Origin of the sequence: Streptomyces sp. BK208 (assembly GCF_004364245.1) — a bacterium.
Lineage (GTDB): Bacteria > Actinomycetota > Actinomycetes > Streptomycetales > Streptomycetaceae > Streptomyces.
On the sequence record NZ_SOAV01000008.1, the window covers coordinates 206,833 to 221,704 of the forward strand.

The 14,872-nt window shown below is 74.6% G+C and carries 15 protein-coding genes and 1 riboswitch; of the genes, 8 read left to right on the forward strand and 7 right to left on the reverse strand.

Annotated elements, in window-relative coordinates:
• The first annotated feature begins 34 nt into the window (after positions 1-34).
• Complete coding sequence (locus EV562_RS21180; protein ID WP_133888399.1) at positions 35-682, forward strand: sulfite oxidase-like oxidoreductase; 648 nt, start codon at positions 35-37, stop codon at positions 680-682.
• A 22-nt stretch (positions 683-704) separates the two neighbouring features.
• Here the strand turns inward: EV562_RS21180 and EV562_RS21185 are convergent, their stop codons facing one another.
• The 5 genes from EV562_RS21185 to thiO all read right to left on the reverse strand — a co-directional run bounded on the left by EV562_RS21185 (position 705) and on the right by thiO (position 5,969).
• On the reverse strand, positions 705-1,607 hold the full coding sequence (locus tag EV562_RS21185; RefSeq protein WP_133888400.1) for a deoxyribonuclease IV: 903 nt from the start codon (positions 1,605-1,607) through the stop codon (positions 705-707).
• A gap of 34 nt (positions 1,608-1,641) precedes the next feature.
• The gene (gene pknB, locus EV562_RS21190) at positions 1,642-3,600 is read right to left on the reverse strand and encodes a Stk1 family PASTA domain-containing Ser/Thr kinase (protein WP_166661919.1); all 1,959 of its coding nucleotides are present in this window, start codon (positions 3,598-3,600) and stop codon (positions 1,642-1,644) included.
• Between the two features lie 139 nt (positions 3,601-3,739).
• Positions 3,740-4,534 carry a thiazole synthase gene (locus tag EV562_RS21195; RefSeq protein WP_133888401.1) on the reverse strand — a complete coding sequence of 265 codons (795 nt, stop codon included), beginning with the start codon at positions 4,532-4,534 and terminating at the stop codon, positions 3,740-3,742.
• 2 nt (positions 4,535-4,536) lie between these two features.
• Positions 4,537-4,737, reverse strand: a complete 201-nt coding sequence (gene thiS, locus EV562_RS21200; protein ID WP_133888557.1) for a sulfur carrier protein ThiS — start codon at positions 4,735-4,737, stop codon at positions 4,537-4,539.
• Positions 4,738-4,742: 5 nt separating this feature from the next.
• Positions 4,743-5,969, reverse strand: a complete 1,227-nt coding sequence (gene thiO, locus EV562_RS21205; RefSeq protein ID WP_133888402.1) for a glycine oxidase ThiO — start codon at positions 5,967-5,969, stop codon at positions 4,743-4,745.
• A riboswitch (TPP riboswitch) is annotated at positions 5,967-6,078 on the reverse strand. Its footprint overlaps the gene before it by 3 nt.
• Positions 6,079-6,130: 52 nt before the next feature.
• On the opposite strand from thiO, the gene EV562_RS21210 reads away from it, so the two are divergent.
• The 6 genes from EV562_RS21210 (at position 6,131) to EV562_RS21235 (ending at position 11,140) form a co-directional block, all read left to right on the forward strand.
• Positions 6,131-6,481 (forward strand): hypothetical protein, encoded by a 351-nt coding sequence (locus EV562_RS21210; RefSeq protein ID WP_133888403.1) that lies wholly within the window; start codon positions 6,131-6,133, stop codon positions 6,479-6,481.
• A 31-nt stretch (positions 6,482-6,512) separates the two neighbouring features.
• The gene (locus EV562_RS21215; protein WP_279588509.1) at positions 6,513-7,790 is read left to right on the forward strand and encodes an FAD-dependent oxidoreductase; all 1,278 of its coding nucleotides are present in this window, start codon (positions 6,513-6,515) and stop codon (positions 7,788-7,790) included.
• Positions 7,791-7,852: 62 nt separating this feature from the next.
• Positions 7,853-8,218 (forward strand): Rv2175c family DNA-binding protein, encoded by a 366-nt coding sequence (locus EV562_RS21220; protein WP_133888404.1) that lies wholly within the window; start codon positions 7,853-7,855, stop codon positions 8,216-8,218.
• Positions 8,219-8,341: 123 nt separating this feature from the next.
• A complete protein-coding gene (thiE, locus tag EV562_RS21225) occupies positions 8,342-9,016 on the forward strand; it encodes a thiamine phosphate synthase (RefSeq protein WP_133888405.1) in 675 nt (224 codons plus the stop codon).
• 154 nt (positions 9,017-9,170) lie between these two features.
• Entirely contained in the window at positions 9,171-10,094 is a 924-nt protein-coding gene (gene metF / locus EV562_RS21230; RefSeq protein ID WP_133888406.1) for a methylenetetrahydrofolate reductase [NAD(P)H], read from the forward strand.
• Positions 10,095-10,150: 56 nt separating this feature from the next.
• Positions 10,151-11,140, forward strand: a complete 990-nt coding sequence (locus tag EV562_RS21235) for a hypothetical protein (RefSeq protein ID WP_133888407.1) — start codon at positions 10,151-10,153, stop codon at positions 11,138-11,140.
• A gap of 54 nt (positions 11,141-11,194) precedes the next feature.
• Here EV562_RS21235 and EV562_RS21240 read toward each other — a convergent pair whose 3' ends face one another.
• Together EV562_RS21240 and EV562_RS21245 are read right to left on the reverse strand one after the other, a co-directional pair.
• The gene (locus tag EV562_RS21240; protein ID WP_133888408.1) at positions 11,195-12,715 is read right to left on the reverse strand and encodes an NAD(P)/FAD-dependent oxidoreductase; all 1,521 of its coding nucleotides are present in this window, start codon (positions 12,713-12,715) and stop codon (positions 11,195-11,197) included.
• Between the two features lie 603 nt (positions 12,716-13,318).
• A complete protein-coding gene (locus EV562_RS21245; protein ID WP_133888409.1) occupies positions 13,319-13,948 on the reverse strand; it encodes a TetR/AcrR family transcriptional regulator in 630 nt (209 codons plus the stop codon).
• A 196-nt stretch (positions 13,949-14,144) separates the two neighbouring features.
• Here EV562_RS21245 and EV562_RS21250 point away from each other — a divergent pair, with 196 nt between their 5' ends.
• The gene (locus EV562_RS21250; RefSeq protein ID WP_133888410.1) at positions 14,145-14,732 is read left to right on the forward strand and encodes an SAV_6107 family HEPN domain-containing protein; all 588 of its coding nucleotides are present in this window, start codon (positions 14,145-14,147) and stop codon (positions 14,730-14,732) included.
• The last annotated feature ends 140 nt before the right edge of the window (positions 14,733-14,872 follow it).

The following is a 14,872-nucleotide window of genomic DNA, read 5'->3' on the forward strand; positions in this document are numbered from 1 at the left end:
AGGGGCATCGGTCCGGGTCTGTCAGGATGGAGACATGGGTCAGCCGGTGGAACACGGATCGGGAGAAGACGGTTCGCAAGGAACGTCGCGGTTCGAGCTCCCGCCCGGGCAGCGACTGCAGCGCGGCTGGCCCGTCACGCACTACGGACCGGTCCCCAAGTTCCGTCCCGAGCGCTGGGAGTTCCGGGTCTTCGGCGCCACCACCGACGACGAGAAGCACGGCTGGACCCACGACGAGTTCACGGCCCTGCCCTACACCACGGTCGTCGCCGACCTGCACTGCGTCACGAAGTTCAGCATGCTCGGCGCCGAGTGGGGCGGCGTCCCGGCCGGCACGATCCTCGACCTCGCCCCGCCCGCGCCCGCCGTCACCCACGTGATGGTGTGGGCGGAGTACGGCTTCAGCTCCAACCTCAGGCTGTCCGACTTCGCCGCCGAGCACACCCTCTTCGCCACCCACAAGGACGGCGAGCTGCTCACCGCCGAGCACGGCTTCCCGCTGCGGCTGGTCGTCCCGCACCTGTACGCCTGGAAGGGCCCGAAGTGGGTCCGCGGCATCGAGTACATGACCGCCGACCGGCGCGGCTTCTGGGAGGAGCGCGGCTACCACAACATCGGCGACCCGTGGCGGGAGCAGCGCTACTCCTACCAGGAGGAGCCCGGGGACGGCCCCGAGGCGTGACCCCTCGCGGCCCCCTCGGGGGTCAGCCGTCGCGCAGCTTCTTCAGCCGCTCCACGTCCGCCGCGTGCCCCTCCTTGCCGCCGGGCGTCTCGATGACCAGCGGCACCCCCTCGGTCGCGGGGTGCGTCATCAGCGCGCGGAACGGGTCCTCGCCGATGTGACCGGCGCCGATGTTCTCGTGCCTGTCCTTGTGCGCGCCCGCCACGTCCTTGGAGTCGTTGGCGTGGATCAGCTTCAGCCGGCCCTCGCCTACGGTGTCCACCAGCAGGTCGAGGGTCTGGTGCATGCCCGACGGTCCGGTCAGGTCGTGGCCGGCCGCGAATATGTGGCAGGTGTCCAGGCACACGCCCAGCTTCGGATGGGCGTCCAGCGCCTCGAAGTACGGCCCGAAGTCCCAGGTCCGCGAGCACAGGGAGGCGCCCTGCCCCGCGGTCGACTCCAGCAGCAGGTACGGGTCGTCCTCGTGGGTCAGCTCGTCCAGCAGCGGCAGCATGTGCTCCCGCACCTGCTTCAGCGCCACCCCGCGGTCCCGGCCGCCGGTCGCACTGCCGGTGTGCACCACCACGCCGAGCGCCCCGATCTCGCGCCCGCGCCGCAGCGAGTGACGCAGCGACTCGACCGACCGCTCCACCGTCGCCTCGGTGTGCGAGCCGAAGTTGATCAGGTACGGGGCGTGCACGTACGCGGGGATCGACCCGGCCGCGCAGGCCTCCCGGAAGGCCTCGTCCTGCTGGGGGCGGCCGGCCGGGGTGGCCCAGCCGCGCGGGTTGGCGACGAAGACCTGCACGGCCTCCGCCCGCAGCTCACGGGCGTAGGACAGCCCGACGGAGTGCAGCCCGCCGGCCACCGGGACGTGGCCGCCGACGGGGTTGCGGGGGAGGGCGGCGGAGGCGGTGGCCGAGGGGGCGGGCTGTCGACTCTTCACCCGTCCAGGGTGTCATGCGGCGGACGGCGCCCCGTCACCTGATGGTGATCTTGATGGTGGACCCCTCGGGAGCGGTGTCCCCGGCGTCCACGGACTGCTCCTTGACGGTGTCGCCGAACAGCCCGAGCAGCCCCCGGTCCTCGTCCACCTCGAAGCCCGCGTCCTCCAGCGTCTGCCTGGCGTCGTCGACGCTGTCGCCGACCACGTCCGGGACCTCGATCATCCGGGGGCCCTTGGACACGGTGAGGGTCACCGTGTCGCCCTCGGCGGCCCGGCCGCCCGGCTCCGGTGTCTGCCGGGCCACCTGGCCGCTGTCGTACTCCGACTCGACCTGCTCGTCGGCGACCTCCACCTCCAGGCCGGCGTCGGTCAGCTCGGCCTTCGCGTCGTCCAGGTCGTCACCGGTGACGTCCGGGACGTCGACCGGGCTGCCCTTGCTGACGACCAGGGCGACCGCGGAGCCCGCGCGCACCGTGGTGCCCGACCCGGGCTTGGTGGAGATCACGAAGCCCTCGGCTTCCTCGTCGTTGAACGCCCGGGTCACCATGCCGGGCTCGAGACCCTCGTCCTCCAGCAGACTCCGGGCCCGGTCCAGCCGGTAGCCGGACACGTCCGGCAGCTTCACGGTGTCGGGGCCGTCGGAGACCGTGAGCGACACGGAGTCGTTCTTCCGGATGCGGTCGCCCACGCCGGGGTCGGTGCTGATGACCTTGCCGCGCTCCACGGTGTCGCTGTAGGCGTGCTTCACCTTGCCGACGTCCAGCCCGGCGTCGTCCAGCCGGTCCCGGGCCTGCGCCTCGGACTTGGACAGCAGCGGCGGCACCTTGGTGAACTGGCCGGAGTTGATGTACCAGACGCCCGTGCCCACGCCGAGCAGCAGCAGGACGGCCACGACGATCGCCAGCGGACCGCGTCGCGGCCGGGACAGGCGGGAGCGGGGCGGGGCCGGCGGGGGAGCCGCCAGCCGGCTGGTGCGGTCGATCCCGTCCGAGGGGAACGCCCCGGCCGGGCGGCCGTCCTCGCCCTCGTCCTCGTCGACGGGCAGCGGCCGGGGCATGGTCAGTGCGCGCGGGATCACGCTCGTACGGTCCTCGGCGCCGTCGTGCTCCGCGGCGAGCGCCTGCGGCGGTACCGCGTCCAGCTGGTCCGCGCTCAGCGCCTCCCGCGTCTCGCGGGCCCGCGCGAGCAGCGCCACGGCGTCGTGCGGGCGGATCTCAGGGTTGCGGGCGGTCGCCGCGGCGACCAGCTCGTCCAGCTCGTACGCCATCTCCGGCACGGCGGCCGACGGCGGCGGCACGTCCTCGTGCAGGTGCTTGTAGAGCACGACGGCGGGCGAGTCCCCGTCGTGCGGCTTGGCTCCGGTCAGCATCTCGTGGAGCACGACACCGCAGGCGTAGACGTCGACCCTGGGGTCGGCGGTGCCGCTCTCGATCTGCTCGGGCGCCAGGTAGGAGACGGTGCCGAGGACGGAGCCCGTGGTGCTGGTGACGGTGTCCACGGCCCGGACCAGACCGAAGTCGGCGACCTTGACCCGGCCGTCGTCGCCTATCAGCACGTTCTCCGGCTTCATGTCCCGGTGCACGAACCCCGCCCGGTGCGCGGCGCCGAGCGCGGCCAGCACCGGCTCCAGGATGTCCAGCGCGGCCCGCGGCCTGAGCGCCCCGCGCTCGCGCAGCACGTCCCGCAGGGTGCAGCCCGCGATGTACTCCATCGCCAGGTAGACGTACGCCCCCTCGGCTCCCTGGTCGAAGACCTGGACGACGTTGGGGTGGTCGAGCCGGGCCACCGACTTGGCCTCGCGGATGAACCGCTCGACGAAGGTGGCGTCGGTCGCGAGCGTCGGGTGCATCACCTTCAGCGCGAGCACGCGGTCCAGGCGGGTGTCCACGGCCCGGTAGACCGTGGCCATCCCGCCCACCGCGATCCGCGCCTCGACGCGGTACCGGCCGTCGAGCACCTGCCCGACGAGAGGGTCCTGAAGGGTCGTGTCCACGCAGGGGAGTCTACGAGCCGGCACGGACACCCCGCGCCGCCGCCCGGAATCGCACCACGACTGCAGCGCACCTGTGACGTAGCCGGCCGCGACCGCCGCGGCAGCCGGGGCGGGCACCCGCCCCGGCTGCCGGCAGGACCTAGAAGGCGGGCCGCTCCGGGTCCAGCACGGCGAGGCCCTCCGCCGGAGACGACGCCTCGGCGAAGTGCCGGCGCGGGATCCGCCCCGCCCGCCGGGCCAGCCGCCCCGCCTCCACCGCGTACCGCATCCCCTCGGCCATCAGGACGGGCTCCTGCGCCCGGGTCACCGCCGAGGCCAGCATCACACCCGCGCACCCCAGCTCCATCGCCAGCGCCACGTCCGACGCCGTACCGGCTCCCGCGTCGAGAATCACCGGCACACGCGCGTGCTCCACGATCAGCTGGAAGTTGTGCGGGTTGCGGATGCCAAGCCCGGACCCGATCGGCGAACCCAGCGGCATGATCGCCGCGCATCCGGCGTCCTCCAGCTTCCGCGCGAGCACCGGATCGTCGTTGGTGTACGGCAGCACCGTGAACCCGTCGTCGACCAGCGTCTCCGCCGCGTCCAGCAGCTCGACCGGGTCCGGCAGCAGGGTGCGCTCGTCGGCGATGACCTCCAGCTTGACCAGGTCCGTGCCCAGCGCCTCGCGCGCCAGCCGCGCGGTCAGGACGGCCTCCCCGGCGGTGAAGCAGCCGGCCGTGTTGGGCAGGACGCGGATGCCGAGCCGGTCGAGGACGGACAGCACCGACCCGTGCACCGAGGCGTTCACCCGCCGCATCGCGACGGTCGTCAGCTCCGTACCGGAGGCCACCAGGGCGCGCTCCAGCACATCGAGGCTGGGCGCCCCGCCCGTGCCCATGATCAGGCGGGAGCCGTACGACGTACCGCCCAGGACGAAGGGATCGTCGGCCATGGTCAGCCTCCTTGCACAGCGGTGAGGACCTCGACGCGGTCGCCGTCGGCCAGGGCGGTGGCGGACCACTGCGCGCGCGGGACGACGGTCTCGTTCAGGGCGGCGGCGACGCCGGACGGTGCCGCGGTGAGGGTGCCCACCAGCGCGTCCAGGGCCGTGCCGGGAGCCACCTCGCGGGGCTGGCCGTTGACGGAGATGGTCACGGGAGTCATACGGGCTGCTCCGTCCGTTCCGAGGGGGCCGAAGGGCGGAGGAGGGCGGGGTCGGTGCCGAAGCGCCGCGGGGTGAAGGCGCGGGCCTCCTCGGGCAGCTCCCCGGTGGTCAGGACGTCCGCCATGACGTCGCCGGTGACGGGGGTGAGCAGGACGCCGTTGCGGTAGTGCCCGGTGGCCAGCAACAGGCCGTCCAGAGCGGTCGGGCCGAGCAGCGGGGCGTTGTCCGGGGAGCCCGGGCGCAGGCCCGCCCGGGTCTCCGTCAGGGGCAGCTCCGTGATGCCGGGCACCAGCTCGTGGGCGTCGCGCAGCAGCTCGTAGACGCCGCCCGCGGTGACCGTCGTGTCCCAGCCCAGCTCCTCGCTGGTGGCGCCGACGACCAGCTCACCGCTCTCGCGGGGCACCAGGTAGACGGAGTTGCCGCGCACCACGGCGCGCACCGTCCGGTGCAGCAGCGGCCGGGTCCTGGGCATGGTCAGCCGCAGCACCTGGCCCTTCACGGGCCGCACCGGCGGCAGCACGGCCTCCGGCACGCCCGTCAGCCGCCCGCTCAGACTGCCCCCGGCCAGCACCACCTGTCCGGCCTCCAGCGCGGTGCCGTCGGAGGTGACGACACCGGTGGCGCGGTCCCCGCGCCCGACGGTGAGCCGCTCGGCCCACGTCCGGTGGAAGACCACGCCCGCGTGCTCGCAGGCGGCCAGCAGTGCGCCGGCCAGGCGCCGGGGGTCGATCTGGTGGTCGCCGTCCACCCGCAGCCCTCCGCGCACGCCCGGCGCGAGCATCGGCTCGAGACGTCGGCACTCGCGCCCCGACAGCCACTCCGAGTCCAGGCCGGAGCGCTGCTGGAGCGCGTGCAGTTCGCGCAGGTGGGCGCGGTCGTCGGCGTCCAGCGCGACGGCGAGCGTGCCGCAGCGGCGGTAACCGAGGTCGTGACCGGTGAGATCGGCCAGCTCGGCCGCGAACGCGGGGTACCGGCGGGCCGAGGCCAGGTTCAGGGCGAGCAGCGTCCCCTCGCCGTAGTGCAGCTCCGTGACGGCGGCCAGCATCCCGGCCGCCACCTGGGCCGCACCGCCGCCCGGCTGGGGGTCGACGAGGCCCGTGGCCAGCCCGCGCTGCGCGGCCCGCCAGGCCGTGACCAGCCCGACGACCCCGCCGCCGACGACCAGGACGTCGGGCGCACGAGACGTACCAGGAGTACGGGATGCGAGTGGTGGAGACGACATGGGCGTCCAGCCCCTCCCTTCGCCGGCATGACCCGGATCAGGTTCGTACGGTCGGAGGCCGCCAGCCTCCCTCTCAGCCCGGTGCGTCCGGGCTCCCGCGAGTGCTTTACGTTGGCCACCCTAGCCCGCAGGGCATCGCACTTGTAAGGGAGCCCGTGCCCATGACCCGTTCGCTCGACGGTCTCGTCCTCGCGCCGGTCGCCGACCAGGCGCCCGGCCAGGTGGGCACCCGCACCCGGTTCGCCTACCACGAGCAGGACGGCGCCGTGTGGGCCGAGTACGCCGGCGGTGACGTCGTGCGCGGCCGTCTGGTGGGCACCAGGGAGGGCGACCGCCTCGACTTCCGGTACGTGCAGCTGAAGACCGACGGCAGCACCTCGTCGGGCCACTGCGTCTCGACCGTCGTGGAGCTGCCGGACGGACGCGTGCGCCTGGAGGAGACCTGGGAGTGGGAGTCGCAGCAGGGCAGCGGCACGAGTGTCGTGGAGCAGATCACCGCGCAGGGGCACTGACCGGCGTTCCGCGGGTAACTATGGTGATCGGGTGAGCGAGCAGACGAACGAGCGGGGGCGGGAGCCGGTGGCGGACGCGGAGCGCCGTGTGGTCGTGGTGGGCGCCGGGATGGCGGGGGTGCAGACCGCGGTCGCCCTGCGGGAGCAGGGCTTCACCGGCCCGGTGATCCTGATCGGCGCGGAGCCGCACCAGCCGTACGACCGTCCCCCGCTGTCCAAGGCCGTCCTGCTCGGCACCGCCGAGGGCTCCGCCTTCGACGTCGACTTCGAGGCGCTCGGCATCACCCTGCGGCTGGGCTGCGAGGCCCTGGGCGTCCGCCCGGGCGACCACGTTTTGGACACCTCCGAGGGCCCCGTCCCCTACGACTCCCTCGTCCTCGCGACCGGCGCCGAACCGGTCCGGCTCCCCGGCACCGAGGACGTGCCGGGCGTCCACCTGCTGCGCACCCTGGACGACGCCGAACGGCTGCGCCCGGTGCTCGCCCGGCAGCACGACGTCGTGGTGGTCGGCGCGGGCTGGATCGGCGCCGAGTTCGCCACCGCCGCGCGCGAGGCGGGCTGCGCGGTGACCGTGGTCGAGGCCGCCGACCGGCCGCTGGCCGACGCGCTGCCCGCCGAGGTCGCCGCGCCGATGACCGACTGGTACGCCGACGCGGGCGCCGGACTGCGCACCCGCGCGCGCGTGGAGCGCGTCGAGCCGGGCGGCCCCGGCGGGCCGGCCCGCGTCGTCCTCGACGACGGCACCCGGCTGCCCGCCGGCGCGGTCGTCGTCGGCGTCGGCGCCCGCCCGGCCACCGGCTGGCTCGCCGGCTCCGGCATCGCCCTCGGCACGCACGGCGAGGTCCTGGCCGACGACCGCCTGCGCACCTCCGCGGCGGACGTGCACGCGGTGGGCGACTGCGCGTCCTTCCCGTCCGCCCGCTACGGCGAGCGGCTGCTGGTGCACCACTGGGACAACGCCCTCCAGGGCCCGCGCACGGTCGCCGCCGACATCGTCGGCGCCCCGGGCGGCGAGACCCCGCCGGCCTACGACCCGGTGCCGTACTTCTGGTCCGAGCAGTTCGGCCGCTTCGTCCAGTACGCCGGTCACCACACGGCCGCCGACACCACCCTGTGGCGCGGCGACCCCACGAGCCCCGCGTGGACGGTCTGCTGGCTGCGCGCGGGCCGTCTGGTGGCCCTGCTGGCGGTGGGACGCCCCCGGGACCTGGCGCAGGGCAGACGGCTGATCCAGGCGGGCACCACGATGGACCCCGAGCTGCTGGCAGATCCGGCCAGACCGTTGAAGGCGGCGGCCGCGACGGCGTAGCCGGGCGCGGTCGGGCGCAGCCCGGTTTCCGACTGTCAGTGCCAGGTGGCAGTCTGGGGGGCGTGACCGAGATTGACGCAAAGATCGATGCTCTCGTGCCTGCCTGGCTCACCGTTCCCGACATCGCCGAGAAGCTCGGCGTCGAGGTGACCCGGGTACGCCAGCTGATCAAGGAAGGCCAGCTCATCGCCGTACGCCGCGGTGAGAACCGCGCGCTGCACATCCCCGAGGCCTTCATCGACGAGGACAAGGTCGTCAAGGGCCTGGTCGGGACCCTGACGCTGCTGCGGGACGACGGCTTCACGGCCGAGGAGATGCTGGAATGGCTCTTCACGCCCGACCCGAGCCTGCCCGGCACCCCCGCCCAGGCGCTGAGTGAGAACCGCGGTACGGAGGTCAAGCGCCGCGCCCAGGCGCTCGCCGTCTGACCCGGCGCACCGCCCGGCACACGAGCCGCGGACCAGGGCCCGGGAGGGGCCGGGTCCGCGGCCGTGTGCCAGAATCGCGCGGCCCGTCGTGGGCCCACGCCACCGAACCGGGGGGACACCCGCATGCCCGACACCGCCCCGACCACCGCCCGCGCCCGGCTCGCCGACGCCCGCCTCTACCTCTGCACGGACGCCCGCCGCGACCAGGGCGACCTGCCCGAGTTCCTGGACGCCGTGCTCGCCGGCGGCGTCGACATCGTGCAGCTGCGGGACAAGGGCATGGAGGCGGCCGAGGAGCTGGAGCACCTGGCGGTCTTCGCCGACGCCTGCGCCCGCCACGGCAAGCTCCTCGCGGTCAACGACCGGGCGGACGTCGCGCACGCCGCCCGTGCCGACGTGCTGCACCTCGGTCAGGGCGACCTGCCGGTGCCCGCCGCCCGGGCGATCCTCGGCGCCGACGTCCTCGTCGGCCGCTCCACGCACGCCGAGTCCGAGGCCGCCGCTGCCGCCGCCCAGGAGGGCGTGGACTACTTCTGCACCGGTCCGTGCTGGCCCACCCCCACCAAGCCCGGCCGCCACGCCCCCGGCCTCGACCTGGTCCGGTACACGGCCGCCCTGGGCACCGACCGCCCCTGGTTCGCCATCGGCGGCATCGACCTCGGCAACCTCGACGAGGTGCTGGCCGCCGGCGCCCGGCGCGCGGTCGTCGTCCGCGCGATCACCGCCGCCGAGGACCCGGGCGCGGCGGCGGCCGAGTTCGCGAAGCGGCTGCGGGAGGCGTCGCCGGCCGGGAAGTAGCCGGACACAACCGCGCGGAGCAGCGCGCAGCCGCACGGGGCCGCACGGAGCCGAGGACGGGCCGAGTGTCCAAAAGATGGACAACAACTCGACAATAGGGACAAATATCCCGCATCCGGTTGGGTGACCGTCACACCCTGGCTAACCTGCCGGTATGGCCCTCGGAACCGCAAGCACGAGGACTGACCGCGCCCGCACGGTGCGTGACATCCTCGCCACCGGCAAGACGACGTACTCGTTCGAGTTCTCGGCGCCGAAGACGCCCAAGGGCGAGAAGAACCTCTGGAGCGCGCTCCGCCGGGTCGAGGCCGTGGCCCCGGACTTCGTCTCCGTGACCTACGGCGCCGGCGGTTCCACCCGCGCGGGCACGGTCCGCGAGACCCAGCAGATCGTCGCCGACACCACGCTGACCCCGGTGGCCCACCTGACCGCCGTCGACCACTCCGTCGCCGAGCTGCGGAACATCATCGGCCAGTACGCCGACGCCGGGATCCGCAACATGCTGGCCGTGCGCGGCGACCCGCCCGGCGACCCGGGCGCCGACTGGATCGCCCACCCCGAGGGCCTGACCTACGCCGCCGAGCTGGTCAGGCTCATCAAGGAGTCGGGCGACTTCTGTGTCGGCGTGGCGGCCTTCCCCGAGATGCACCCGCGCTCCGCCGACTGGGACACGGACGTGGCGCACTTCGTCGACAAGTGCCGGGCCGGCGCCGACTACGCGATCACCCAGATGTTCTTCCAGGCCGAGTCCTACCTCCGGCTGCGCGACCGGGTCGCCGCGGCCGGCTGCGCGACCCCGGTGATCCCCGAGGTCATGCCGGTGACCAGTGTGAAGATGCTGGAGAGACTGCCGAAGCTCAGCAACGCCTCGTTCCCGGCGGAGCTGAAAGAGCGGATCCTCGCGGTCAAGGACGATCCGGCGGCGGTACGCTCGATCGGTATCGAGTTCGCCACGGAGTTCTGCGCGCGGCTGCTGGCAGAGGGTGTGCCCGGACTGCACTTCATCACGCTGAACAACTCCACCGCGACGCTGGAAATCTACGAGAACCTGGGCCTGCACCATCCCCCGCGGGCCTAGACCGGCCGCACGTATTTGCGACACACTGCGTAACGGCCACTGGGAGAGGGGCGTACATGGGCTGGACGGTCCTCTACATCGCGTTCGGCGTCGTCGCGCTGTGGCTGCTCGGCGAGGTGCTGCTGCAGTACAAAGCGCGGCTGCGCTGGCGGCTGCTGGCCTTCGGCGGCTTCGTCGGCGTCGTGGCCGGCGTACTGATGTCGAACGTGCTCGTCATCGGTCTCGGCGCCGCGGCCTTCGCGGTCGGCCAGACCTACGTCACCCTCTCGTTCCGCCGCGGCTTCGAGGCGGGCTGGGCGGTCAACGCCCCGGTGAGCCTCGTCGGCAAGCGCGCGCGTCCCGAACGCGGCCGCCGCGAGCCGGTGCCCGAGGTCCCCGCGGCCGGGCCCGCCGAGGGCGGCCAGGACCACGACGGCTACGACCAGCACGCCCAGGGCCACGTCCCGGTCCAGGACGCCCCCCTGTACGGGCCCGACGACTACGACCGCGACGACGTCTTCACCCCGGCCCGCCCCGCCGCCGACCCCTCCGCCGCGGAGACCACCGCCGTCTACGAGCCGCAGCCCATGCCCGACGACACCGGCTCCTACGGCGTGTACGCCGACTCCGGTTACGGCACCGGCCAGCAGCAGGCGGCGGCCGCGCCGGGCGCCGACCAGGCCTACGCCTACGACTACTCGGGCTACGGGCAGCAGCAGGGCTACGGCTACGACCCCGGTGCCCAGCAGCAGTACGCCGCGTACTCCGACCCGTACATCGGCACCCACCAGTACGGCGGCGGTGCGTACGACACCGGCGGCTACGACGCGACCGGCGCGCAGCAGCAGTACGGGCAGCAGGACTACGGGCAGGACCCGTACGCCACCGGCGCGCCCGGCGGTTACGGCGGCGAGACCCCGGCCGGCGGCGTGTGGGTGCCGCAGCAGCGCAGCACCGACGACCCCTACGGCGGTGAACTCCCGCCCGAGCAGCAGTCCTACCCTTACCAGGGCGAGGACCGGACGCAGGGCCAGAACCAGGGCTACGACGAGCAGTACCGCTTCTGAGGAGCACGCGGGCCCGGGCGCCGAGCGGCGGCCACGGGCCCCCTCCCCGGCCGCTCACTGCGAGCCGCGGAACTCCGGCCCCTCGACGACCAGTCCGGCGACCAGCGCGCCCGACATGCCCGCGTGCGGCAGGCCCCCGCCGGGGTGCGACCAGCCACCGACCGTGAACAGGCCCTCCGTGCGCGTCGCGTTCGCCGGGTGCAGCAGACGCCCGGCGGCGCCCGCGAACGCCGGCACCGGGATCGCGCCGTCCGCCACGCCGGTGTCCGCCGCCACCTCGGCGGGGGTGCGCACCTCGTGCCACAGGAGCCGGTCGCGCAGACCGGGGACCGCCCGCTCTGCGGCGTCGATCAACTGCTCGGCGAGGCGCCCGAACACCTCGGTCGCGGCCCGGTCCTGACCACCGCTCAGGGCGGGCACCGTCGCGGACAGCGTGACCGCCTCGTGGTCCGCGTCCGGCACCAGGGCCGGGTCGTCGGGCCGCAGGACGGTGACGGTCGGCCGCGCGGACGTCCCGGGAGCGGCGCCGAACAGACGGTCCAGCTCGGCCTCACGGTCCGCCGCGTGCACCGTCGTCCGGTGCACCGTGCCCTCGGGGCGACCGCCCCGCAGCGCCAGCAGCACCGTCAGCCGGCTCGCCCCGCCGCGCTGCGCCGGCACCTCGTCCACGCCCCTTGCCGGCGAACCGCCGCGGAGGCGGTCCAGCACGTCCGGCGCGACGCCGGACACCACGAACCCGGCTTCCTCCAGGGCCCCTTCGGCCGACTCCACACCCACCACCCGGCCGTCCTTCTCGACGATCCCGGTGACCTCGGTCCCGAAGCGGAACTCGACCCGGCGGGCCAGGCACCGCTCGTACACCGCCCGCGCCAGCTCCCGCAGGCCGCCGCCGCGCACGTACCAGGTGCCGAACGCGTACTCCATGTACGGCAGCACGGCGGCGTTCGCCGGGGCGGCGCGGGGATCGAGGCCGTACGCGAGCGCGTGGCTCTCCAGCAGGGCGGCGAGCCGGGGATCGCGCAGCTCCCGGGCGCCGATCTCGGCGAGCGTGCCGGCCCGGCGGGTGCGCAGCAGCCGCTTGTGCGGGACCGCCGGATAGGGTTCCCGCTCGGCCAGCACCCGCCAGTTCGGCCACAGCGGCTCCTCCAGCAGGGGGCGGCGTGTGCGGTCCCAGGTCTCCCTGGCCCGCACCAGGAAGTCGCCCCAGCGCTGCCCCGCGCCCGCCCCGAGCGCCGCGTCCAGGGCGGCGACCACACCCGCCCGGGAGGCGTTCGGCAGCGAGACCTCCGTACCGTCCGCGAAGACGTGCCGGGACGACGGGTCGACCTGGACCAGCTCGACGCACGACTCCAGCGGCTCCCTGCCGGTCTTCACGAACAGGTCGCGCCAGACGGCGGGCAGCGGGAGCAGACCGGGGCCGGTGTCGAAGGCGAACCCGTCCCGCTCGAAGCGGCCCAGGGCTCCGCCGTAGGCCGGCGTCCGCTCGTACACCACCACCCGGTGGCCCGCGACGGCGAGCCGGGCGGCCGCCGCCATCGCGCCCATCCCGGCGCCGATCACCGCAATCCGTGCCATGCCAGGGACTTTATCCGCCGCGGCCGGCACCGCCCGTGCGAGGGCTGAGCACCGCGACGGACGTCCCGGTGACCGGTCGGCGAGGCCGCGCCGTGAGGCGGGATGCCCAGCCGTGAGTAGGTGTACCTAGTCCGCCGGATGAGTACGCGCGCGGATGGGCCGCGACCTGCGGGAACGAGAGAGTGGAGACACGGAGAGGGGCACGGCTCCGGAACCGGCGGCACGGGGCGCCGGAACGGAGCCGGGCCCGCGATCCGCTCCTTCCGCCGGCCGTGGTCGGCGGGAGCGAGACGGGGGAGCCCGGAGGGACGACCGGCGACGGGAGTTCCGACGGGGGGACGTACGGGGGAGCAGGAGAAGGCGCCGGTCCGACGGCGGCCCGCGGGGGACGCGGCCACCACGGACCGGCGTTCTTCGTGCCCGGCCCGTGCCCGGCGCCGTCTGGCCCGCGCTCGGGCCCGCCCGGCCCGTGCCCGGCGCCGTCTGGCCCGTGCCCGGCCCCGCCCGGCCCGTGCCCGGCCCCGTCTGGCCCACGCTCGGCCCCGCCCGGCCCGTGCCCGGCCCCGCCCGGGCACTCGGCTCCGGGCGCTCGGCCCGGGCCGGTCAGCCCCGGCCGCTCACGCGCCCCTGGAGCAGCCGCGACAGCGCGGCGTGCACGTCGTCGAGGGAGCGCTCCGCCTGGAACGCCTTCCAGTCCAGCGCGGCCACCAGGACCATGCCGACCAGCGCGGCGGCGGTCAGCGGCACGTCGATCTCCTCGCTGAACTCCCCGCTCGCCACGCCCTCGCGCAGCACGCCCTCCACCACCGCCACGGCCTCCTGCCTGACCACCAGGAGCGTCGACTGCCAGGCCCGGTTCGTGCGCCACAGCTCGGCCACGTACAGCTGGGTGAAGGCGGGATAGCGGTCGATGAAGACGAGCCCCGCGCGGATCATCGCGTCCAGGGCGTCGACCCGGCCGCGCCCCTCCCGGGCCGCCCGCTCCGCGGCCTCGCGCAGCGAGGCGGTCAGCAGGCCGACACCGTGCCGCAGCAGCTCCTCGAAGAGGACGGACTTGCTGGCGAAGTTGTAGTAGACCGTGCCCTTCGCGACCCCGGCCCGCTCGGCGATCTCGTCCACGGTGGTGGCGGAGAAGCCCTGCTCGGCGATCAGGGTGACCGCCGCCTCGTAGAGCCTCTGCCGGGTGGCCTCGCGACGGCTGCCGCTCTGCGACGCGGTGTTGCTGCTTTCCATGGTCCGATTCTCACAGCACCCCGCCCGGGGATGTCACCGCAGGCCCCGGGCCCCGAGCGGCCCGGCCCGCCGAACCGAACGGCCGATCGAACGGAAAGCCCAGGTCAGAACGGATTGTCAGTGCCATACCTCACGATGGGCACATACGGCACCTCCTGCCAGGACGTGCCGTCACGGAGACGACAGGAGGATCGTCATGGCCCACTCGTCCGCAGCCGCCGCCCGGCGGCGCCGCGCAGCCGGCCCTGCACCCTCACTGACCGGACCGGCGAGCGACGTGCACCCCGTGCTCCGCCGGACAACGGCCCCGCCCGCCGCCCTCGACCTGCTCGCCCAGGCCCGGGCCGGACTGGACGAGGCAGCCGTCCTCGAAACGCCGAACGAGCGTTACGCGACGGCCCATCTCGCCGCCCTGCGCACCGCCGCGGCGGTGCTGGCCGCCCGGGGCCGCCCGGAGACCAGCCCACGGGCCCGGGCCCGCATCCGCAGTGCCTGGGAGGTGCTGCCCGAGATCGCGCCCGAGCTGTCCGACTGGAGCGCCCTGTTCGCCTCCGGCGCGAGCCGCCGGGCCCGGGCCGAGGCGGGCATCCAGGGCGCGGCGGGCCGCCGGGACGCCGACGACCTGATACGCGACGTGGCGATGTTCCTGCGGCTGGTGGAGCGGATGCTGGTCCTCCAGCCGGTGCTGCCCCAGCCGCGCCCGGACGCGGACCCACCGGGCCCGGAGCACCCCGACCGCCCCGAGTCCGGCCACCCGGGCCGGGACCTGCCGGACGCGGGATGACCGGGTCGTGAGTGGGTGACCGGCGGGCCCGACGGAGGCAATAGGGTGGGAGACGCCTGAAGCCTCCCCCTCCCCGCACCGGGCGGGGGCGGCAGCCCGTTCGCTCCGCCCGTGTCCGAGGCGGTGCCGCGCCGAGGAGA